Source organism: Cupriavidus sp. 10L45 (assembly GCF_056395225.1).
Map to the genome: position 1 here is coordinate 317,545 of NZ_JBFTJC010000004.1, position 18,708 is coordinate 336,252.

14 protein-coding genes are annotated in these 18,708 nt (G+C 67.2%); 9 read left to right on the forward strand and 5 right to left on the reverse strand.

Annotation, left to right across the window (positions count from 1 at the left end):
- Positions 1-2 precede the first annotated feature (2 nt).
- A complete protein-coding gene (locus AC1DFU_RS09510) occupies positions 3-236 on the reverse strand; it encodes a hypothetical protein (protein ID WP_092294580.1) in 234 nt (77 codons plus the stop codon).
- A 132-nt stretch (positions 237-368) separates the two neighbouring features.
- Here AC1DFU_RS09510 and AC1DFU_RS09515 point away from each other — a divergent pair, with 132 nt between their 5' ends.
- The 5 genes from AC1DFU_RS09515 to AC1DFU_RS09535 all read left to right on the forward strand — a co-directional run bounded on the left by AC1DFU_RS09515 (position 369) and on the right by AC1DFU_RS09535 (position 5,938).
- Entirely contained in the window at positions 369-1,295 is a 927-nt protein-coding gene (locus tag AC1DFU_RS09515; protein ID WP_441592825.1) for an alpha/beta hydrolase, read from the forward strand.
- A gap of 10 nt (positions 1,296-1,305) precedes the next feature.
- Positions 1,306-3,372 carry a penicillin-binding protein 1A gene (locus tag AC1DFU_RS09520; protein WP_441592826.1) on the forward strand — a complete coding sequence of 689 codons (2,067 nt, stop codon included), beginning with the start codon at positions 1,306-1,308 and terminating at the stop codon, positions 3,370-3,372.
- 21 nt (positions 3,373-3,393) lie between these two features.
- Positions 3,394-4,662, forward strand: a complete 1,269-nt coding sequence (locus AC1DFU_RS09525; protein WP_092294574.1) for an arsenic transporter — start codon at positions 3,394-3,396, stop codon at positions 4,660-4,662.
- 90 nt (positions 4,663-4,752) lie between these two features.
- Entirely contained in the window at positions 4,753-5,478 is a 726-nt protein-coding gene (gene folE / locus AC1DFU_RS09530; RefSeq protein WP_441592827.1) for a GTP cyclohydrolase I, read from the forward strand.
- 10 nt (positions 5,479-5,488) lie between these two features.
- Entirely contained in the window at positions 5,489-5,938 is a 450-nt protein-coding gene (locus AC1DFU_RS09535) for a BLUF domain-containing protein (RefSeq protein WP_092294570.1), read from the forward strand.
- Between the two features lie 62 nt (positions 5,939-6,000).
- On the opposite strand, the gene AC1DFU_RS09540 is transcribed toward AC1DFU_RS09535, so the two are convergent.
- On the reverse strand, positions 6,001-6,252 hold the full coding sequence (locus AC1DFU_RS09540; RefSeq protein WP_092294568.1) for a hypothetical protein: 252 nt from the start codon (positions 6,250-6,252) through the stop codon (positions 6,001-6,003).
- Positions 6,253-6,826: 574 nt separating this feature from the next.
- Here AC1DFU_RS09540 and AC1DFU_RS09545 point away from each other — a divergent pair.
- The 3 genes from AC1DFU_RS09545 to AC1DFU_RS09555 all read left to right on the forward strand — a co-directional run bounded on the left by AC1DFU_RS09545 (position 6,827) and on the right by AC1DFU_RS09555 (position 12,439).
- Complete coding sequence (locus AC1DFU_RS09545) at positions 6,827-7,471, forward strand: response regulator (RefSeq protein WP_092294566.1); 645 nt, start codon at positions 6,827-6,829, stop codon at positions 7,469-7,471.
- 6 nt (positions 7,472-7,477) lie between these two features.
- The gene (locus AC1DFU_RS09550) at positions 7,478-10,909 is read left to right on the forward strand and encodes an ATP-binding protein (RefSeq protein WP_092294564.1); all 3,432 of its coding nucleotides are present in this window, start codon (positions 7,478-7,480) and stop codon (positions 10,907-10,909) included.
- A 129-nt stretch (positions 10,910-11,038) separates the two neighbouring features.
- Positions 11,039-12,439: an MFS transporter gene (locus tag AC1DFU_RS09555; RefSeq protein WP_092294562.1), complete on the forward strand. Its 1,401-nt coding sequence runs from the start codon at positions 11,039-11,041 to the stop codon at positions 12,437-12,439.
- 364 nt (positions 12,440-12,803) lie between these two features.
- Here AC1DFU_RS09555 and AC1DFU_RS09560 read toward each other — a convergent pair whose 3' ends face one another.
- Positions 12,804-15,494, reverse strand: a complete 2,691-nt coding sequence (locus AC1DFU_RS09560) for a glycoside hydrolase family 18 protein (RefSeq protein ID WP_092294560.1) — start codon at positions 15,492-15,494, stop codon at positions 12,804-12,806.
- A 557-nt stretch (positions 15,495-16,051) separates the two neighbouring features.
- Here AC1DFU_RS09560 and AC1DFU_RS09565 point away from each other — a divergent pair.
- Complete coding sequence (locus AC1DFU_RS09565) at positions 16,052-16,795, forward strand: winged helix-turn-helix domain-containing protein (RefSeq protein WP_441592828.1); 744 nt, start codon at positions 16,052-16,054, stop codon at positions 16,793-16,795.
- Between the two features lie 9 nt (positions 16,796-16,804).
- Here AC1DFU_RS09565 and AC1DFU_RS09570 read toward each other — a convergent pair whose 3' ends face one another.
- The gene (locus AC1DFU_RS09570) at positions 16,805-17,779 is read right to left on the reverse strand and encodes a Bug family tripartite tricarboxylate transporter substrate binding protein (RefSeq protein ID WP_369823434.1); all 975 of its coding nucleotides are present in this window, start codon (positions 17,777-17,779) and stop codon (positions 16,805-16,807) included.
- Between the two features lie 107 nt (positions 17,780-17,886).
- Entirely contained in the window at positions 17,887-18,699 is an 813-nt protein-coding gene (locus AC1DFU_RS09575; RefSeq protein WP_092294554.1) for an SDR family oxidoreductase, read from the reverse strand.
- Positions 18,700-18,708: the final 9 nt, after the last annotated feature.

The window sequence follows — 18,708 nt, forward strand, 5'->3', positions numbered from 1 at the left end:
AGTCAGCGGTTGCCGTCGAGCAGTTCGTTCAGCAGATCGTCGAAGCCGGCCTGTGCGTCTTCGAGCGCCTGGAGCGCGGCGTCGAAGGTCTGGAGCGCCATCTTCGACGGCTTGCCGCTGCCCTGCGGCGGATACTGGCTCTGCAGCGCGGCAAACGCCACCTGTACCTGGCGCGTGGCGTTGACCACGCGTTCCATCGCCTCGTTTTCTTCCGCGCGCTTCTGTTCGTCGTTCATGCCAAGGTTCCTTCCATGTTTGTGAGGCGTATCGTACAAGAACTCGGCGGCGCCTCTGGCGGTCGAACGCCCTCATCCTTCAAAATCAGGTAGCTTCGTCGCCACCTGCCGCCGCGCCTGCCCCATCGCCCCATGTCTGCCCTCGACGCCCCCCGCCTCACCACGCTGCTCCGCCGCTCGGTCGCCGCCACGCTGCTGACCGCCGGCGGCTTTGTCTGCTACTGGACCTACCTGGCCGTGAACCAGGAAAAGCTGCTGTTCGATGCCCGCCGGCGCCCGCCGCGCGACCTGCCCGAAGGCATCGTCGCCTATTCGCACACCGTGCCGGGCGGCCTGTTCCGGGGCTACGTCTACCACGCGGACCACGAAGGCGTGCGGGACCTGCTGTTCTACCTGCCGGGCCGTGGCGAGGACGTGCTGGAAACCCTGCAATACGTGAAGTGGCTGGCGCCGGGCATGGGCTTCGCCACATTCGACTATCGCGGCCTGGGCCATTCTGACGGCATGCCTTCAGAGGCCGCCGCCGTGGCCGATGCCAGCCAGTTCCTGCTCCATATCCGCCGCGCCTTTCCCGGCGTGCGCGTGCACGTGGTGGGCCGCTCGCTCGGGACCGGGGTGGCCATCCAGCTCGCCGATCTGCAGGATTTCGAAAGCCTGCAGCTGATCACCCCCTACGACTCGCTGCTGGAAATCGTCCGCAAGCGCTTTCCGCTGGTGCCGCTGCGCCAGCTCATGCGTCACCATTTCGACTCGATTTCGCACTGCAAGAAGGTCGTGCAGAGCACCAAGGTGCTGCTGGCCGAGACGGACGACGTGGTCCCGCACGAGTGCTCGGAACGGCTGATGGCGGCCTGGCCGGGGCCGGTTTCGCTCCAGACCATTCCCGGCGTGGACCACTTCACCATCGTCGAACGGCCCGAGACGTGGCAGGCCCTCTGCGAATTCGCGCAACAAGTGCCTCATAATCCACACGAACGACCGACCGTCCGTGTGGATAAGGTGCCACCCACCGATCATTCAGATACCGGAGTGGCGTTGCCGCTACCTGCAGCACGGTAGAATGCGCGCCATGAAAAGATTTGCAGTCAAGGCTGCCGCCGTCACCGCGGCGCTGGCAGCGAGCGGCGTGTTGCTCGCCGGTTTTGCCGCGGTCATCAGCCTGCGGCAGCTCCCCAATGTCGATGCCTTGCGCGACTACCGCCCCGACGTGCCGCTGCGTGTCTACACCAGCGACGACGTGCTGATCGGCGAGTTCGGCACCGAGCACCGCGAGTTCATCCCGATCGAGCACGTGCCGCAGCGCATGTCCAATGCACTGCTCGCCGCCGAGGACGACCAGTTCTTCCATCATGTGGGCGTGGACGTGCCGGGCCTGTTCCGCGCCGCGCTGGCCAATCTGGGCGAAGGCTACGCGCAGGGCGCCTCCACCATCACCATGCAGGTGGCGCGCAATTTCTACCTCTCGCGCGAGAAAACGCTGTCCCGCAAGTGGTACGAGATCCTGCTGGCCTGGCAGATCGACCGCACGCTGCCCAAGGCGCGCATCCTCGAGCTGTACATGAACCAGGTCTACCTGGGCGAGCACGCCTACGGCTTTGGCAGTGCCGCGCAGACCTACTTCGGCAAGCCGCTCGCGGCGTTGTCGCTGGCGGAGTCCGCGATGCTGGCCGGGCTGCCCAAGGCGCCCTCCACGATGAATCCGGTGGTCAACTTCCCGCGCGCCAAGCGGCGGCAGGAGTACGTGCTGGGGCGCATGCTGGCGCTCGGCATGATCAACCAGGATGAATACCGCGAGGCGCGCGCCGCCCGGCTGGTGGTCAGCAACGCCGGCAATGGCCGCTTCGCGGGCCATGCCGAGTACGTGGCCGAACTCGCCCGGCAACTGGCGCACGACCGCTTTGGCGACGACGCCTATACACGCGGGCTGAATGTCTACACCACGGTGTCGTCGATGCGCCAGACGCTGGCCTACGACGCCGTGCAGGCCGGCCTGGAGCGCTATGGCAAGCGCCACGGCGCCAAGCCTGCCGATGCCCCTAACGCCGCCCTGCCCCAGGCCGCGCTGGTCTCGCTGGACAGCCGCACCGGCGCCATCGAGGCCATGATCGGCGGCGCGGACTTCGCCACCAATCGCTTCAACCACGCCACGCAGGCCCAGCGCCAGCCCGGCTCGACCTTCAAGCCCTTTATCTATTCCGCGGCGCTGGAGCGCGGCATCTCGCCGGCCACGCTGATCAACGACGCGCCGCTGGACAATCCGCGCTGGCAGCCGTCGAACGACGACAACCGCTTCGTGGGCCCGATCACGGTGCGCCAGGCGCTGGCCGAGTCGCGCAACCTGCCGGCCATCCGCACCTTGCAGGCCGTGGGCGTGCCGTACGCCATCGAGCATGCCGGCAAGTTCGGTTTCGCCACCAAGCGGCTGCCGCCCTACCTGCCGCTGGCGCTGGGTACCGGCAGCACCTCCCCGCTGCGGCTGGCGGCCGCCTATGGCGTGTTTGCCAACCACGGCCATCGCGTGGAGCCGTACCTGATCGACAAGATCACCGATGGCGAAGGCAACGTGCTGTTTACCGCCGGCACGGGCGATGCAGGTGCGGAACCGCCGCAAGTGATTTCCGCGCGCAACGCTTTCGTGATGGACAGCCTGTTGCAGAGCGTGGTCGATGCCGGCACCGGCAACGGCGTGCGGCGCTACCTGCGGCGCGGCGACATCGCCGGCAAGACCGGTACGACCAACGATGCCGTGGACGGCTGGTTCGCCGGCTATGCGGCCGACGTGGTCACGGTGACGTGGATGGGCTTCGACGACAACCACAGCCTGGGCCGGCACGAGTTCGGCGCCACCACGGCGCTGCCGATCTGGGCCGCCTATATGGAAGGCCGGCTGGCCGGCGTGCCGGAAGCCCCCTTCCCCCCGCCTGCGGACCTCGCCAAGTTCAACGGCGACTGGGCCTATGCCGAGAACGCGGACGGCGCGCACGGCATCGCGGCGCTGGGCTTCCCGCCCCCGCCAGCGGTGGCGGACCTGCCTGCCGATGCCGGCGTGCCGGTGACGCCGGGCCCGGCCGGCCCCACGCCCGCCGCGACCAGTTTGCCGCCCGCTGCCCTGGCCAGCCCCGCCGCGCCGCTCTGAACCGACGACACGCTCCCTCCCATGCCCGGTGAACATGCCTCGATGATCTGGACGGTGGCCGCGGCGGCCACCGCCGGCGTGCTGCTGCGTCCGTTCCGTCTGCCCGAAGCCTTCTGGGCCATGGCCGGCGCGCTGCTGCTCTGCGTGGCGGGCCTGCTGCCCTGGCGCGAGGCGCTGGCCGCCGTGGCGCGCGGCAACGACGTCTACCTGTTCCTGGCCGGGATGATGCTGATCTCGGAACTGGCCCGCAAGACCGGCCTGTTCGACCATGTGGCCGCGCTGGCCGTGCGCGGCGCGAGGGGCTCGGCGCGCCGGCTGTTCCTGCTGGTCTACGGCTTCGGCACGGCGGTCACGGTGTTCATGTCGAACGACGCCACCGCCGTGGTGCTGACGCCGGCGGTGCTGGCGGCCACGCGCGCCGCGCGGGTCAAGCATCCGCTGCCCTACCTCTACGCCTGCGCATTCATCGCCAACGCGGCGAGCTTCGTGCTGCCGATCTCGAACCCGGCCAATCTCGTGCTGTTCGGCGAGCGGATGCCGCCGCTGGCGGGCTGGCTCGCACGCTTCACACTGCCGTCCGTGGTCGCCATCGTCATGACCTTCGTCGTCCTGTACTGGACGCAGCGCCATGCGCTGGCGGAACGCATCGATTCAGACGTACCCGTGCCGCCGCTGACGCCGCAGGCATGGCTGACCACGCTCGGCATCGTCGGTACCGGGCTGGCGCTGCTGGTGGCCTCGCTGCGCGGCCAGGACCTGGGCTGGCCGAGTTGCCTCGGCGGGCTGGCCACGCTGGCCGCCGTCTGCGCCACGCGGCCCCGCCTGCTGGTGCCGGCGCTGAAAGAGGTTTCCTGGGGCGTGCTGCCGCTGGTGGCGGGGCTGTTCGTGCTGGTGGCGGGCCTGGAGCGCACCGGGCTGGTCGATACGCTGGCGCACTGGGTGCGCGATCTTTCCACGATGTCCGCGCAGGGTGGCCCGGCCGGCCTGCTCGGTGCCGGGCTGGCCGGCGTGATGGTGGGCGTAATCAGCAATATCGTGAACAACCTGCCGGCGGGGCTGCTGTCGGCCTCGGCGCTGGCGGCCGGCCACGCCTCGGACACCGTGACGGCAGCGGTGCTGATCGGCGTGGATCTGGGCCCGAACCTCTCCGTTACCGGCTCGCTGGCCACGCTGCTGTGGCTGACCGCCCTACGGCGTGAGGGCCATGCCGTGGGCGCCGGCACATTCCTGAAGACTGGCGCCCTTGTCATGCCGCTGGCGCTGCTGCCGGCATTGGCCGTGCTGCGCTAGCCGGTTTGCCCACGCGGATGGGGCCGGTTGTGGCGCCCTGCCATCTGCCATATAGTGAAGCACCGCGCACCACTGCCCCAGCACCCGCTCATGCCACACAAGGATCATTCCGGGGATTCCCTCCCCGCGCCCGCCTCCACACCAGTCTCGGAACGCATCCGGGGCCGCCTGCAAGCCGCCGGCGAGCGTTTCCACGCCAACGACAACATCGCCCGCTATATCGAGCACGGCGAGCTGGACGCGTTGCAGGCCGAAGTCGAGGCGCGCATGGAAGAGGTGCTGCGCACGCTCGTCATCGACGTGGACCAGGATCACAACACGCGCGAGACCGCGCGCCGCGTGGCCAAGATGTACCTGAAGGAGATTTTCGCGGGCCGCTACGCCAAGGCGCCGGAGGTCACCGAGTTTCCGAACGTCGAGCAGCTCAACGAACTGATGATCGTGGGCCCGATCCGCGTGCGCAGCGCGTGCTCGCACCACCTGTGCCCGATCATCGGCAGTCTCTGGGTCGGCGTGATGCCGAACCGCCATTCCAACCTGATCGGCCTGTCCAAGTACGCGCGCATGGCCGAATGGATCATGTGCCGTCCGCAGATCCAGGAGGAAGCGGTGGCGCAGATCGCCGATCTGCTCCAGGAGAAGATGAACCCTGATGGCCTGGCCATCGTCATGGAGGCCGAGCATTTCTGCATGCACTGGCGCGGCGTGCGCGACACCGACGCCAAGATGACCAACAGCGTCATGCGCGGCTCGTTCCTCAAGGACGACAAGCTGCGCCGTGAGTTCCTGACGCTGCTCAACCTGAATCGCCGCTGAGGATTTGCCGATGCTAGTCCGCCTGATCTACGCCAGCCGCGCCAGCGCGCCGATGGAACCGGCCATGCTGGACGATATTCTCGAAACCAGCCTCGCGCAGAACCTGCGCCATGGCATTACCGGGGTGCTCTGCCACGGCAACGGGGTGTTCCTGCAGGCGCTCGAAGGCGACCGCGAGGCGGTTTCGCGCCTGTACCTCAGCATTGGCCGGGACAAGCGCCACCACGACGTGGTGCTGCTGCACTACGAGGAAATCGCCGAGCGGGCCTTCGCGGGCTGGTCGATGGGCCGCGTCAACGCGAGCAAGATCAACGCCGCCACGCTGCTGCGCTACTCCGCCCAGGGCGAGCTGGACCCGTGCCGGATGCCCGGCGCGTCGTCGCTGGCGCTGCTGAAGGAGTTGATCGCGGGCGCCGCCATTGTCGGCCGCGCGCCGGAACGCGGGCGGCACACATCCTAGCGTCGGTCAGGACGCTGGCAGGCTGGCACTCCTGGGTGCCTGATCATGCACCGCCAGCGCCGTCAGACCGAGACCTGGCCGAACAGGCCGCACTCGAGATCGCTCTCGAACTCCTCGACCCATACGTTGCCGGGGCTGGCGTCGTAGACGCTTTCGGCCCCGGTGCGCTGCCTTCGCACGGTGACCTGCCGGGCCGACGTGCCATTGACGTCTGAGATCTCGAACTCTTGTGACGCAAGACCGACTTGCCGGAACACGGCCTCGACGTCTTGCCGTTCATGGGCGGGAAACTCGGAGAATGGGCGGTTTGCCATGGCACACCTCACCGTGGAAGAGCGTCGCGCCAGGATTGCGCGAGCGCCGCCACAGCATGCCACCAATCTGCCCGGCACGTGATGGCGGGCCAATGACCCCAATGGCGGTAGATGTATTCCCGGCGGGCCCTGGCGGGCGCCGCCCGGCACCGCCCCCTTCGCCAGCACCATCCCAGCCCCTTTCCAGCCCCACGCCAGACTGCGAACAGCGTCGAGTAGAAATCGATGATGCAATCAATTTTTCGCCAAATTACGATTCTCTTCGTATCGAATTTATTGCGAAAATATCTTATCTTTCCGAATCTGAAATCGCCGGCGTCAACAATCTGCAAAGGGTCGATCATCGCGTTCCACGCCGCGGCATTGCAACAACACTGTTGCAATTGTCATGGACTTCGCAGATACGTCATCGATATCGGACTGGTCCTAATTCATCGGAAATTCAAGATAGACATCATCGATATCCAGCAGGCATTTTCCTAAGCATTGCGAAAGCACTACACTTCACGCAACGCGCTGTCATTTCACTGTTTTATACCGAATGCGCTGCCAGTCAGCGAGAGGAAATCGAGGCATGTCCGGAAGAATCATTCGAGTTGCACTGGCCGATGATCACCCACTCGTGGTGGCAGCCCTGCGAGACTGCTTCCAGCGCACGCCTGGCTTTGTCATTGCGTGCGAATGCACGAATGGCAGCGAGCTGACCAGCGCCCTGAGCCACACCCCGGCGGACGTCGCCGTGACCGATTTCAGCATGGGCCACGGCGACCGCTCGCTGGACGGCTTCAACCTGCTGCGCCGGCTGGTGCGGCTGCATCCGAAGACGCCGGTCGTCGTGATCAGCGCCCAGACCAATACCGGTGTCATTCATCGCTCGATGAAACTCGGCGCGCGCGCCTTCGTGAGCAAGGAGGACGATCCGCACGAGGTGATCCGCGCGTGCATCCAGGTCACGTCCACCAGCGGCGATTTCTTTTCCCCCTCCATCCGCGCCGTGCTGGAGGCCGCGAGCACCGCCGCGCCATCCACCGAACTGACCGTGCGCGAACTGGAGATCGTGCGGCTCTACGCGCAGGGGCTGCAGCTCAACGAGATTGCCAGCAAGCTCGGCCGCTCGGTCAGCACGGTCTCGAGCCAGAAGACCGTGGCCATGCGCAAGCTCAGCATCCAGACCAACACGGACCTCATCCGGTATGCCTACGAGCACGGGTTGATCTGATCCTTCATGCAGCAGATTCTCGACCGCACGCAAGAATCGCTCGCCCAGGCCTTCGCCTCGCTCGCGCGCAATGCCCGGCGGCAGCAGCACCTCTACTACACCACCATCGGCCTGCTGATCGCCATTGTCGTCGTCTCCGCGGTGCTGCTTGCCGTGCTGGCGGCGGCGCGGGAGATCGACTACCGTCGCGGGCATGTCGCCCAGTATGTCAGCGCAATCTCGCTGCAATTGCAGGGCGAGGCGACCTTCCTGCGGCGCACCGCCCTGACCGTGGTGAATGTGCAGCGGTACCGGCCGGCCCCCAACCCGGCGCACGCCGATGCCGACCTGCCCCGGGCGCTGCTCCAGCAGGTCCACGCCAGCGGGATTGCCTCGCCGCCCGACGGCCGCTACACCCTGCTGATTCCCCCCGAGACGCGCGCCGCCTGGGGTGCGGCGCTGCCTGATCGACTCTGGCAACTGCAGCAGGTAGCCAATGCCGCGCTGACCACCCAACAGGCGCTCGATCTCCATCACCCGGCCTATATCGTCGATGCCGACGCGGCCTACGCGATCGTCCTGTCGCCGGGCAGTACCTCGGCCACGGCCCTTGCGCTGCAACCGGGGCTTGTGACGACGTTGCGCGACAGCTTCGCCGAGGCGCTGCGGGCTTTGCCCGCCGGCCCGGCGCCGGGCACGCGAGGGGAGCCCCGCTGGATCGGCCCGACCGTCGACCCCATGCTCCAGTTGCCAGCGATGACGGCCCTCATGTCCGTTAGCGACGGGGAACGACCCGTCGCCTTCGTCGCCGCGAGCGTCCCGGTGGGCGCTTTCCTTGCCCAGTTGCAGCGGCCCAGCGACCCCGCCACCTTGATGCTGGTGAACCACGCGCAGGCGCAGATCGACGTGTCACCGCCGTCCCCGCCCGCCCCGCCGGCGGTGGTTCGGCGCATCTTGACTGACGCGCGCGATCGCTCGTCCGACGCCTTTGCCTTCACCCGCGCCGGTATGGTGCTGATCCAGCCGCTGGGTCACGGCTTCGGCGCGCTGGTCTATCTGCTCTCGTACGGCCTCCTGTTCAGCGCCGTGGCGCAGGCGCTGGGGCTGATCGGTCTGATCGGGGCGCTGCTGATCGCTGCCATTGTCGTGACGGCGCGATATTGGGATGTCCACCTGCTGCGCCGCAGCCACGCGGAAGCCGCCCGTGCGCTGGAGAGCGAGACGATCAACCATATCCTGGTCAGCGCCACGCCGATCGGGCTGTGCATCGTCCGGCTCCAGGACGACGTGGTGCTGACGTCGAATCAGGTCGCCGATTCGCTGTTGAGCCTGAACAAGGGCGGCCGGCTGCCCGCGCACGTGGTGCAGGCGCTGCGGCATGGCGCACGCCGTGACACGCCGGGCGATATCGTGTCGGTCGCGCAGGTGGTGGTACCCGCCCGGGAGCCGGACGACGCCCCCAAGCCGCACGACGAAGCACAGCAGTTCCTCCAGATCACGCACGCGCGCGCCCGGTATCAGGAGGAGGACGTGCTGTTCTGTGCGATTCAGGACGTGACGGCGCAACAGCAGATCGAGCACGAACTGCGCGCGGCACAGCAGACCTCCGAGGCGATGATGCGGGCCCGCTCGAACTTCTTCGCGTCGATGAGCCACGAGATCCGCACGCCGCTGAATGCGCTGCTCGGCAACCTCGAACTGCTGGCGCGCGACGAGGGCCTGGAAGCCCACGCGCCGCGCCTGCGCGCGCTGAATGCGGCGTCGGAGGGCTTGCGGCGCATCGTCAACGACATCCTCGATTTCTCCAAGATCGACGCCGGCGAGATGACGCTGGCCGCAGCGCCGTTCCGGCCCATCGACGAACTGGAAAGCGTGGCGCTGGCCTTCGCCCCGCTGGCGGCGGACCGGCCGATCCGCTTCCATGCCAACCTGATGCCGTCGCTCGATACCGTGCTCGTGGGCGATCGGACCCGGCTGGCGCAGATCGCCAACAACCTGCTCAGCAACGCGTTCAAGTTCACGTCCTGCGGCAAGATCACGCTGGCCGCCGAGGTCGGCACCGATCCCCGGGGCAGGACGACGCTGGTGTGCCGCGTGCTGGATTCCGGCGTCGGCATGCCGCCCGAACTGGTCGCGCGGGTGTTCCAGCCATTCGTGCAAGGGGACGCCGGAGCGACCAGCCGCCATGGCGGGACGGGCCTCGGGCTGTCCATCTGCGCCCGGCTTTGCGAACTGATGGACGGCCGCATCGCCGTGGAGAGCGTGGAGGGCGTCGGCACGGCGTTCACCGTGGCGATTCCGCTCGAACGGGCCGCCGGCTGGGCCGCCCAGCCCCCGCCCGCGCCGGGCGGCCGCGCCATGGTCCTGTGCCAAGAAGCCGAGTCCGGCGAGGCCATCGACGCCTGGCTGCAATCGGCCGGATGGCAAACCCATGTCGCGTACACCCTGGGCGGCGCGCTGGCATACCTGCGCGGGAACCGGCCCCATGTACTGGTCGCAACCGGGGACTACGGCCTGCCGGAGCTCGCGGCCCTGCGCGAGATCCGCCCTGCCGGCGTGGCGTGGCTCACGCGCAACGGTCCTGATCGTCCCGCGCGCCGTGCACCGGGCGTGCATGAGGCGATGGTTTACAGCCACAGCGCGATCTTCGCAGCCATCGAGGCGGCGCTGGGCGATTCCGGCGAGGATGAGGGCGACGCCGACAATGCAGAGGACGAAGCCTCGGCAGCCCTCGCCAACGATGACAACCCCGCCCCGGGCCGGACGATCCTGGTCGTGGAGGACAACGCGCTGAACCAGACGCTGGTCGCCGAACAGTTGCAGACGCTGGGCTGGCATCCGGTGGTGGTGGGCGACGGGCGTCAGGCGCTGGCGATGCTGGAGCAGATGTCCGCCGAGCCCGACCTCGTGCTGACCGACATCCACATGCCGGTGATGGATGGCTACGCGCTGCTCGAGTCCCTGCGGCGCACGCGGCCCGCCCTGCCCGTGCTCGCCTTCAGCGCCGTGACCCAGACCGGACAGGCCGTGGATTGGGATACGCTGGGCTTCGCTGGCCATATCGGCAAACCTGCCTCGCTGCGGGAGATGGAACAGGTGCTGCGGACGTTCGCGATGCCGCTCCCCTCGGCACCGGCCGCGCCACCGGCCCCGCCCGTGCTGCCGCCCGCCGACATCTCGCGCTACCAGTCGCTGCTGCGCGAACACCTGCAGACCGATCTGCCCGACCTCACCCGGATCATCGCCGCGCACGACCCCGCCGGGTTGCGGCACTGGGCGCACCGGTCGGCGGGCGCGTTCCAGATCGTCCAGGCCCACGATATCGTGGGCGTGTGCCGAAACGTCGAACACCTGTGCGAGGCCGCTGCCACGTGGACGCCCGAGGTGGCTGGCCTCGCCGACCAGCTCCATACCGTGGTGCAGCACTATGCCGAGGGCGACACCGCGCCGCAGGTCTGAGGCCACCCGCGCCTACCACAAAAGCGCGATTTGCGGGGACGGCGGCACCGGACGATAATGGCGCGGCCGCGCCGGTCCGGTTCCCCCGGGGCCGGGGCGCGGCACGAATACGCCAGTCGCCCCCCTTTCATGCCGCCCGATCAAGGTCTTCCCCAGCCCCAGCGCACCTGGGCCATCCTCACGGTTTTCTGCGGCCTGATCATGGCCGTGCTGGACGGCTCCATCGCCAATATCGCGCTGCCGTCCATCTCGCGGGCGCTCGATTCCGATCCCGCCCGGACCATCTGGGTCGTCAACGCCTACCAGCTCACGGTCACCGTCTGCCTGCTGCCGCTGTCGTCGCTGGGCGACATCCTCGGCTACAAGCGCGTGTACCGGGTCGGGCTGGCCACCTTCCTGGTCGGCTCGGTGCTCTGCGCACTGGCCACCAACCTGCCGATGCTGGTGGCGGCGCGGGTGCTGCAGGGCATTGGCGGCGCCGGCATCATGAGTGTGAACACCGCGCTGGTACGGTTCATCTACCCGCCGACCAAGCTCGGGCGCGGTATCGGGCTCAACGCGCTGGTCGTGGGGGTGACGATTGCGGTGGGCCCGTCGCTCGGCGCGCTGATCCTCGCCGTGGGCAGCTGGCCATGGCTGTTCGCCGTGAATATTCCCGTGGCGTTCGCCGCGCTGGCGATCTCGCGTACCGCGCTGCCGGAGACGCCCGCCCAGCCGCGCGAATTCGACTACCCCAGCGCCGTGCTGTCAGCCATCGTGTTCGGGATGTTTGTGCTGGGCGTGGACGCGCTCGGGCATGCCCCGCTGCGGCTGGCCGGCGCGGCGGGCCTGGTCGCGGCGATCGGGCTCGGCTGGCTGCTGGTGCGGCGCCAGCGCGGGCGCCTCGCGCCGCTCGTGCCGGTGGACCTGTTCGCCAGCCGGGCCTTCACGCTGGCGGTGGGCACGTCGTTCTGCTCGTTCATGACCCAGATGCTGGCGTTTGTGTCGCTGCCGTTCTATCTGGAATACCAGCTTGCACGCAGTCTCCAGGAGACCGGACTGCTGATCACGCCCTGGCCGCTGATGGTGGCCGCGATGGCGCTGGTATCGGGACGCCTCTCCGAGCGGTATCCGGCGTCGATCCTGGCCGGTGCCGGCCTGATCTGCCTGTCCGGCGGCCTGATCGGACTGGCCCTGCTCGGCAAGGATGCCTCCAGCCTCGACATCGCCTGGCGCACGGCGCTCTGCGGCATCGGCTTCGGGTTCTTCCAGTCGCCGAACAATCGCGCGATGATCACCGCCACGCCGCCCGAGCGCAGCGGCGGCGCGAGCGGCGCGCAAGCTACAACGCGACTGCTGGGACAGACCACCGGCACGGCCGTGGTGGCGCTGCTGTTCGGGCTCGATCCGACCGGCGCCGCGCGCGGCGCGCTGTGCGTGGCCGCGGCAGTCGCCGCCATCGGCGCCGCCATCAGCCTGAGCCGCCTGCGCAGCCAGGACGACGCGCGACCCGCGGTTGCCCGCCCGGAACCGCCGGAACCCGACGCGTAGGCGATAGCCTAGGGCCCCCGGCCGCCCTCACGATGGCGCGCCTGACCGTCAGGTTGATGGCGGGTCGGGCTGTCATCGTGCCGAAGGTCGGGCAGCATGATCTTGCCGTGCCCGCCGGCATCCTGCACGCGGTTGTGGTCGCCACGGATGCAGATCATCGTGCAGCCGGAGAGCGCCAGGAGGCATGCCGCGCACGCCCACCGGCTCCATCCCACCCACCACCTCCGCCGCCGCCGCAGTCTGGCCATGGCGCCTCGCCCCACATCAGGTAGCCCGAAACAAAAAGCCGGGTGGGCGTCATCCTGCCGATGACCCGCCACCCGGAACCGCTACCGGGTCTTCACCCGGCCGTCTTCCCGGTTTGTCAGACCGGTCCCATGTCGTACCAGACCTTGGCGTCGCCCTCCGCATGGGTGGTCGTCACGTCAGGATCGCCCGGCTCCTGATCGGCGCCCGCCCACCACTTGGCCTTGTACTGATGCAGCCCCTGGCCCTGGTAGTTGTTGGTCACGATGGCATCGCCCGGATAGCCCTCGGGACGCCACGTGCCCTCGTCGCCGCTACTGCCGCCGGCCAGCACCAGGAGTTCCACGGTATCCGAGTCCCGGTCGCCGCTGCCGCCCGCGCCAGTCACCGTCACCGTCACCTGGATGGTGGTGTCGCGGTCGACGATCGGCGCGTTCCCGGTCACGGAGATCGTGTCGGCGCCATCGAACGACAGGCCGTTCGCGTCCCACGCATACAGCAGCGGCGCGGGGCCGGTCGAGTCGACGGCCGACAGCGAAATCGGCGCGCCCGCCTCCACCTGCAAGCGACCCGTGATCTTGGCCACCACCCCGCCGGACGGCGTCTCGCCAGGCACCACGGAGAGGAAGATCGCGCTCTGGTCGGTCTGCGTGCCATCGTTCACGGTCAGCTTGACCCAGTAGTCGGTCTGCTCGTCCACCGACGGTGCCGTACCCTCCACCAGCTCCTCGGTACTCCCGGAGAACGGCAGGCCCGGCGCGTCCCAGAGGTAGGTCAGCGGATCGTTGTCGGGATCGAACGACGCTTCCCCGGAGAGCGCGAAGGGCGTGCCGGCCTCCAGCACCACCGAAATGCGCGACGTGGGCGGCGCCGCGGTGCGCGCCTTGACCTTCAGCGTCTGTGTCGCCGTGCTGGTGCGGTTGCTCCCGTCACGCACGGTCAGCGTGATGGTGTACGAACGGGCCACGGTGGGCAGCAGGCCACCCACCGTCGACGTGGTCTTGTCGTCGATGAAGGTCAGGCCCGGCGCGCTCCAGCTGTACGTCAGGTCAGAGCCCACCGAACGCAGCGCCGTGAATTCCACGTCGTCGCCCTCGAACGCCTCCGTGGGGCCGTCGATCACCGCTACCGGTGCCCTGCCGCCGTCCTGCACGTTGATACCGGAGAAGTAGAACGGGTCCATGTCGACGACGCGCGTCTGCACGGGTGCGCCCAACCCCTCACGCGCGGCGTTGACCAGCACGCCGCTGTCCATGTCGATGGTCCACGTGAACAGGCCGCCGAGGTTGTGCTTGCGCACGTACTCGCCCTTGGCGTACACCGAGCGCGGGGTATCGACGGACAGGAACAGGCCGCTCTCCGGGCTGTACAGATAGTCCGCGTCGGCCACCTCGTCCGTATAGACGTTGAAGCCGTTGATGCCGGTCTGGTGCTCCAGGTCGAGGTAGTTGTAGAGCAGGTCGAAGAATTCCGTGGTGCCCGACTCGAACGTGCCGGTGGTGGTGCCGGAGCCCGGGTTGTACGTACCCTGCAGCGGCGACCAGCTGTCGATCACGGCGTTGCGCCCGCTACGGCTGTAGGCGGCGAAGCCAATGTTGATATTGGTCGACGGCACGCCCTGTCCGAGCAGGTACTTCACGGCACGGTCAATGCTGTGGCCTTCGGGGTCCGCCGGATCGACATCGAACAAGTTCGAGTGATGGGCGAGCTTGGGCGCCCACGGCGTGCCGAAGTAATCGTAGGTCATCAGGTTGATGCCTTCCACGCCCGACGCGATCATCCCCTTGATATCGGACGTCAGCAGCGTCGACATGGACGCGCCCGCGGCAATGCTGACCCGGATGCTTGGCAGGCGCTGCTTGAGTTCGCGCACCAGCGTCTGGAAGTTGCCAGCGTCCTCGGGGCCGTGCGGATTGCCGGCGCCCGCGTTGCCCGGATACTCCCAGTCCAGGTCGATCTCGGTGAACATCGGAAAACGCTGGACGATGAACGCCAGGCTGTCGATCAGCGTCTTGCGCTGGCTCGGATTCGCCGCCACTGCGTGGAACGCCTCGCTCATCGTCCAGCCGCCCAGACTGAGCGACAACTTCAGGTTGGGGTTCTTGTCCTTCAGCTTTTTCAGGCCGCCGAGCACGCCCTGGGCCTTGCTCTGGATGAAGAGATCCTGGTAGTCATTGCTGACCCAGCTGGTGAACCCCACGTTCAGGAACGACGCCACATCGCCCCAGGGATCAACGAAGGTGGCTTCGTGCAGCTTCTTGCCGAAGTCCACGGCGGCGTTGTCGATCACGTACTGCTTCTCGCCCTTGTCGCCGACGATGCCGGCGAAGCCGATGATGATCTTGTCGTAGGCGGCCGCGTTCACCAGCATCATGTCCAGGCCGCGCCCGGCCGATGCATTGTTGAAGTTGCCCTCGAGGCGACCGTCGTACTGCGACCAATCCGTGAAATACCCAAACACCTTCCTGCCTTGGGGCACGGCCCCGTAGGTGTTGTAGACACGCTTGACCACGCGCGTCGCCGTGTACGAATAGTCCTCGGTCTCCGTGGCCGGATCGAACTTGTTTTGCTGGTAAGTGCGCTCCGTGGCACCTACCGATTGCGGCTTGGCGGGATCGCCAGGGTCGCCGTTGTACACCAGCGCACTGCCGGCGCGCCCGCCCTTCAATGCTTGCCTGCGGCCCTTGAAGCGCGACAGCGGCGTTTTCGGCGGCGCCTGCTCATCGGGAGCCCCATTCCGATATCCCGTGGATGCGAATCCTGTCCGCCCTTGCTGGCCCGGGGTGCTGTTGTCCGATACTTTTGCCATGACTATCTGTCCTTGCAGAATTGGATGAATGCCGCCGGTTCCCTTCGCGTTGACAAAACCCTCGCCAGGCGGCCATGCCATCTTTCTCTCGGGCCAGACTTAATGACATGGAATGGGGATGGAATATTCTGTGTCAGGATTAATCGCAGGCTATAAAAAAAATCGATGCGAAGAATCATGTTTCTACGCCAAAGAAATGGATGACGTGGATTTCCGGGAATCCATCCGGTTATGCACTGGCAGTTTTGAGTGTGCGGACGCACAAGGATGCCGGACCCGAATGGGTTATGATCGCCGCCATAAGCGGGAACGCGCGATGTTAGAGAGTTCGCGCGCGGCGCTGGGTTACGCCGCGTGGACAACGTGAATTCCTGAAAAGAATGACGACAACCATTGCGCGTCCGGCCGCATTGTTTCAACCCCGTGTGATATTGCGCGTGCCCGGTGCGATGGCGTCACCCGCTCGGGGCACATCGCCGCGAAAATATCTTCCATGGGAGCCGGTGAATCGCGCCCGTACGCTTGTCGTCCATCGCAGACGACATGAGGGTTGCGAAATGATCCGTAATGGCGATTCGGTATTTTTTGACTGGGACAATGACCGCGTGATTCGCGGCGGCGTGGAGACAACGATAACCGGCCAGCAAAAGCGATTGCTGCGGTTATTGGTAGAGGAAAAACCAGCGGTTAAGCCGAAGGATTATTTACTGAATGGCGTCTGGGGCAAGCGTGCCGAACTGGTGGACGAGCTTTACCTCGTGCAACTGGTCTACCGGCTGCGCAAGGCACTGAGCGCCGTCGGTCTGGACGGGCACATCGTGACCGTGCCGCGCGAGGGCTACCGTTTCATCCCGGTGCCGCACACCGTGCTGGCGCCCGATCCCGCCGGCCAGGCCCGTGCGGAACTCGAACAGGCGCGCGGCCTGGCGCATGTGCTGGCCCGGCTGGGCATGCCGCCCGCCACCCAGCCCTTGCCGGCCACGGAGGACGACCTCCATGTCGATGAGACACAGGGCGTCATTTCCTACGGCGGGGTGGTCGCCAAGGTCACGCGCTTTGAGTTACGCCTGCTGGCCGCCTTGATCGAGCACCGCGACACCGTGATGTCGCGGCAGCAGATTATCGAGGCGGTGTGGGGCGCCGAGGCGATGGTCGATGAGAATTGCCTCACGCAGCTGGTGTCGCGGTTGCGGCGGGCGTTGCACCCGCTCGGCCTCGACAACTGCGTGGCGGCGGTGCCCAAGGTGGGCTACCGCTTCCGCCAGCAGGGGTATGGCGGGGCGCGCCCGCCCGCCATGTAGCGCCGCGCCTTACTCCGCCTTGGCGCCCGAGTCCTTCACCACCTTGGCCCATTTGGCGATTTCGCTACGCTGGTACGTGGCCAGCGCCTCGGGCGTTCCGAGCACGGGATCGAGCCCCAGCGTCTTCAGCTTGGCCTGCACGTCGGGCAGCTTGAAGATGCGGTTCAGCTCGGTGTTGAGCTTGGCCACCACGTCCTTGGGCGTGTTGGCTGGCGCGAAGACGGCGAACCAGGACTCGGCCTCGTAGCCGGGCAGGCCCTGCTCGGCAATGGTGGGGATGTCCGGCGCGGACGGCGAGCGCTTGGCGCTGGTCACGCCGAGCGCGCGCAGCTTGCCCTCCTTCACCACCGGCAGCGCCGAGGGCAGGTTGTCAAACATCATGGGAATGTGTCCGCCCAGCAGGTCCGGGATGGCCATCGCCCGGCCCTTGTACGGCACGTGGGTGATCTTGACTTGCGCCATCGTGTTGAACAGTTCCCCGGCCACGTGCAGTGACGTGCCGACACCGGGCGTGCCGAACTGCAGCGCGCCGGGCTTGGACTTGGCCAGCGCAATCAGCTCCTGCACGTTCTTGGCCGGCACGGACGGATTGACCACCAGCACATTGGGCGTGGACGCCAGCAGGATCACCGGCGCGAAGTCCTTGACCATGTCGTACGGCATCTTGCTGTACAGCGCGCCGTTGATCGAGTGCGTGCCGACAGTGCCGAGCGCCAGCGTGTAGCCGTCCGGCGCCGCATGGGCCACGGCCTCGCCGCCGATGTTGCCGCCCGCGCCGGGCTTGTTGTCCACCACCACGGGCTGGCCCCACGACGGGGAGATCTTCTCGGAAAAAATCCGCGCGAGGATGTCCGGCGCGCCACCGCTCGGAAATCCCACCACCATGCGGATCGGCTTGTTCGGATAGTTCTGGGCCTGGGCCTGGGCCGCCCCCGGCACCGCGGAGAACGCCGCCGTCACTGCCACGCCCGCCATCGTGGCCATGGCGGCCATAAAGCGGCGGCGCGGGTATACACGTACTCGCATGAAGTTGTCTCCTGATTGTCTTGTCTTTTTTTGGGATGGGCGGCGATCTTCTGCCGCCTGTCATCTTATACGGCGATATTTCCGAATTCCTTAGACACCTGGTCGTGCAGGCGGCGCATGCCGCGCAGCCAGCGGTCGTAATCCTGGCCCTTGCGGCGGTAGTACTCGAGCACCTCCGGGTGCGGCAAAATCAGGAAACTCTCATTGGCCACGCCTTCGAGCGTCTTCTCGGCAACATGCTCCGGCGTGACGGAACCTGCCTGCAGGAAGCCCTTGCGCTCGCCGCCCTCGCCAAACAGCATTTTGGTCTGCACGCCCTGCGGGCAGATGCAGCTGACCCGGATGCCCTGCTCTCCATAGGTAATCGACAGCCATTCCGCAAAGCCGATGGCCGCGTGCTTGGTCACCGCATAGGGCGCCGAGCCGATCTGCGACAGCAAACCCGCCGCCGACACCGTGTTGACGAAGTAGCCCTCGCCGCGCTCGAGCATCTGCGGCAGTACCGCCTTGGCCGCGTGGATATGGGCCATGACGTTGATCTCCCAGATGCGCTGCCATTCGGCGTCAGTGGCGTCCAGCCCCTTGCGCAGGATGATGCCGGCGTTCGAGCAGAAGATGTCTACCTGACCAAAGCGCTCCGTGGCCGTATCGACAAGCCCCTGCACGGCGGCCGCATCGGCCACATCCACGCGCTGGGCGAAGATCTGGCAGTCGGGCGCCGCCGCCGCGGCCTCGGCGGCCACCTGGGCAGCGCCGGCGTGGTCGATGTCCGCCACGGCCACGCCGCGCGCGCCGGCCTGTGCGAACGCCAGCACCAGCGCCCGGCCGATGCCCGTGCCGCCGCCCGTCACGATGACGGTCTTGTTACGAATCTCCATGCTTGTCTC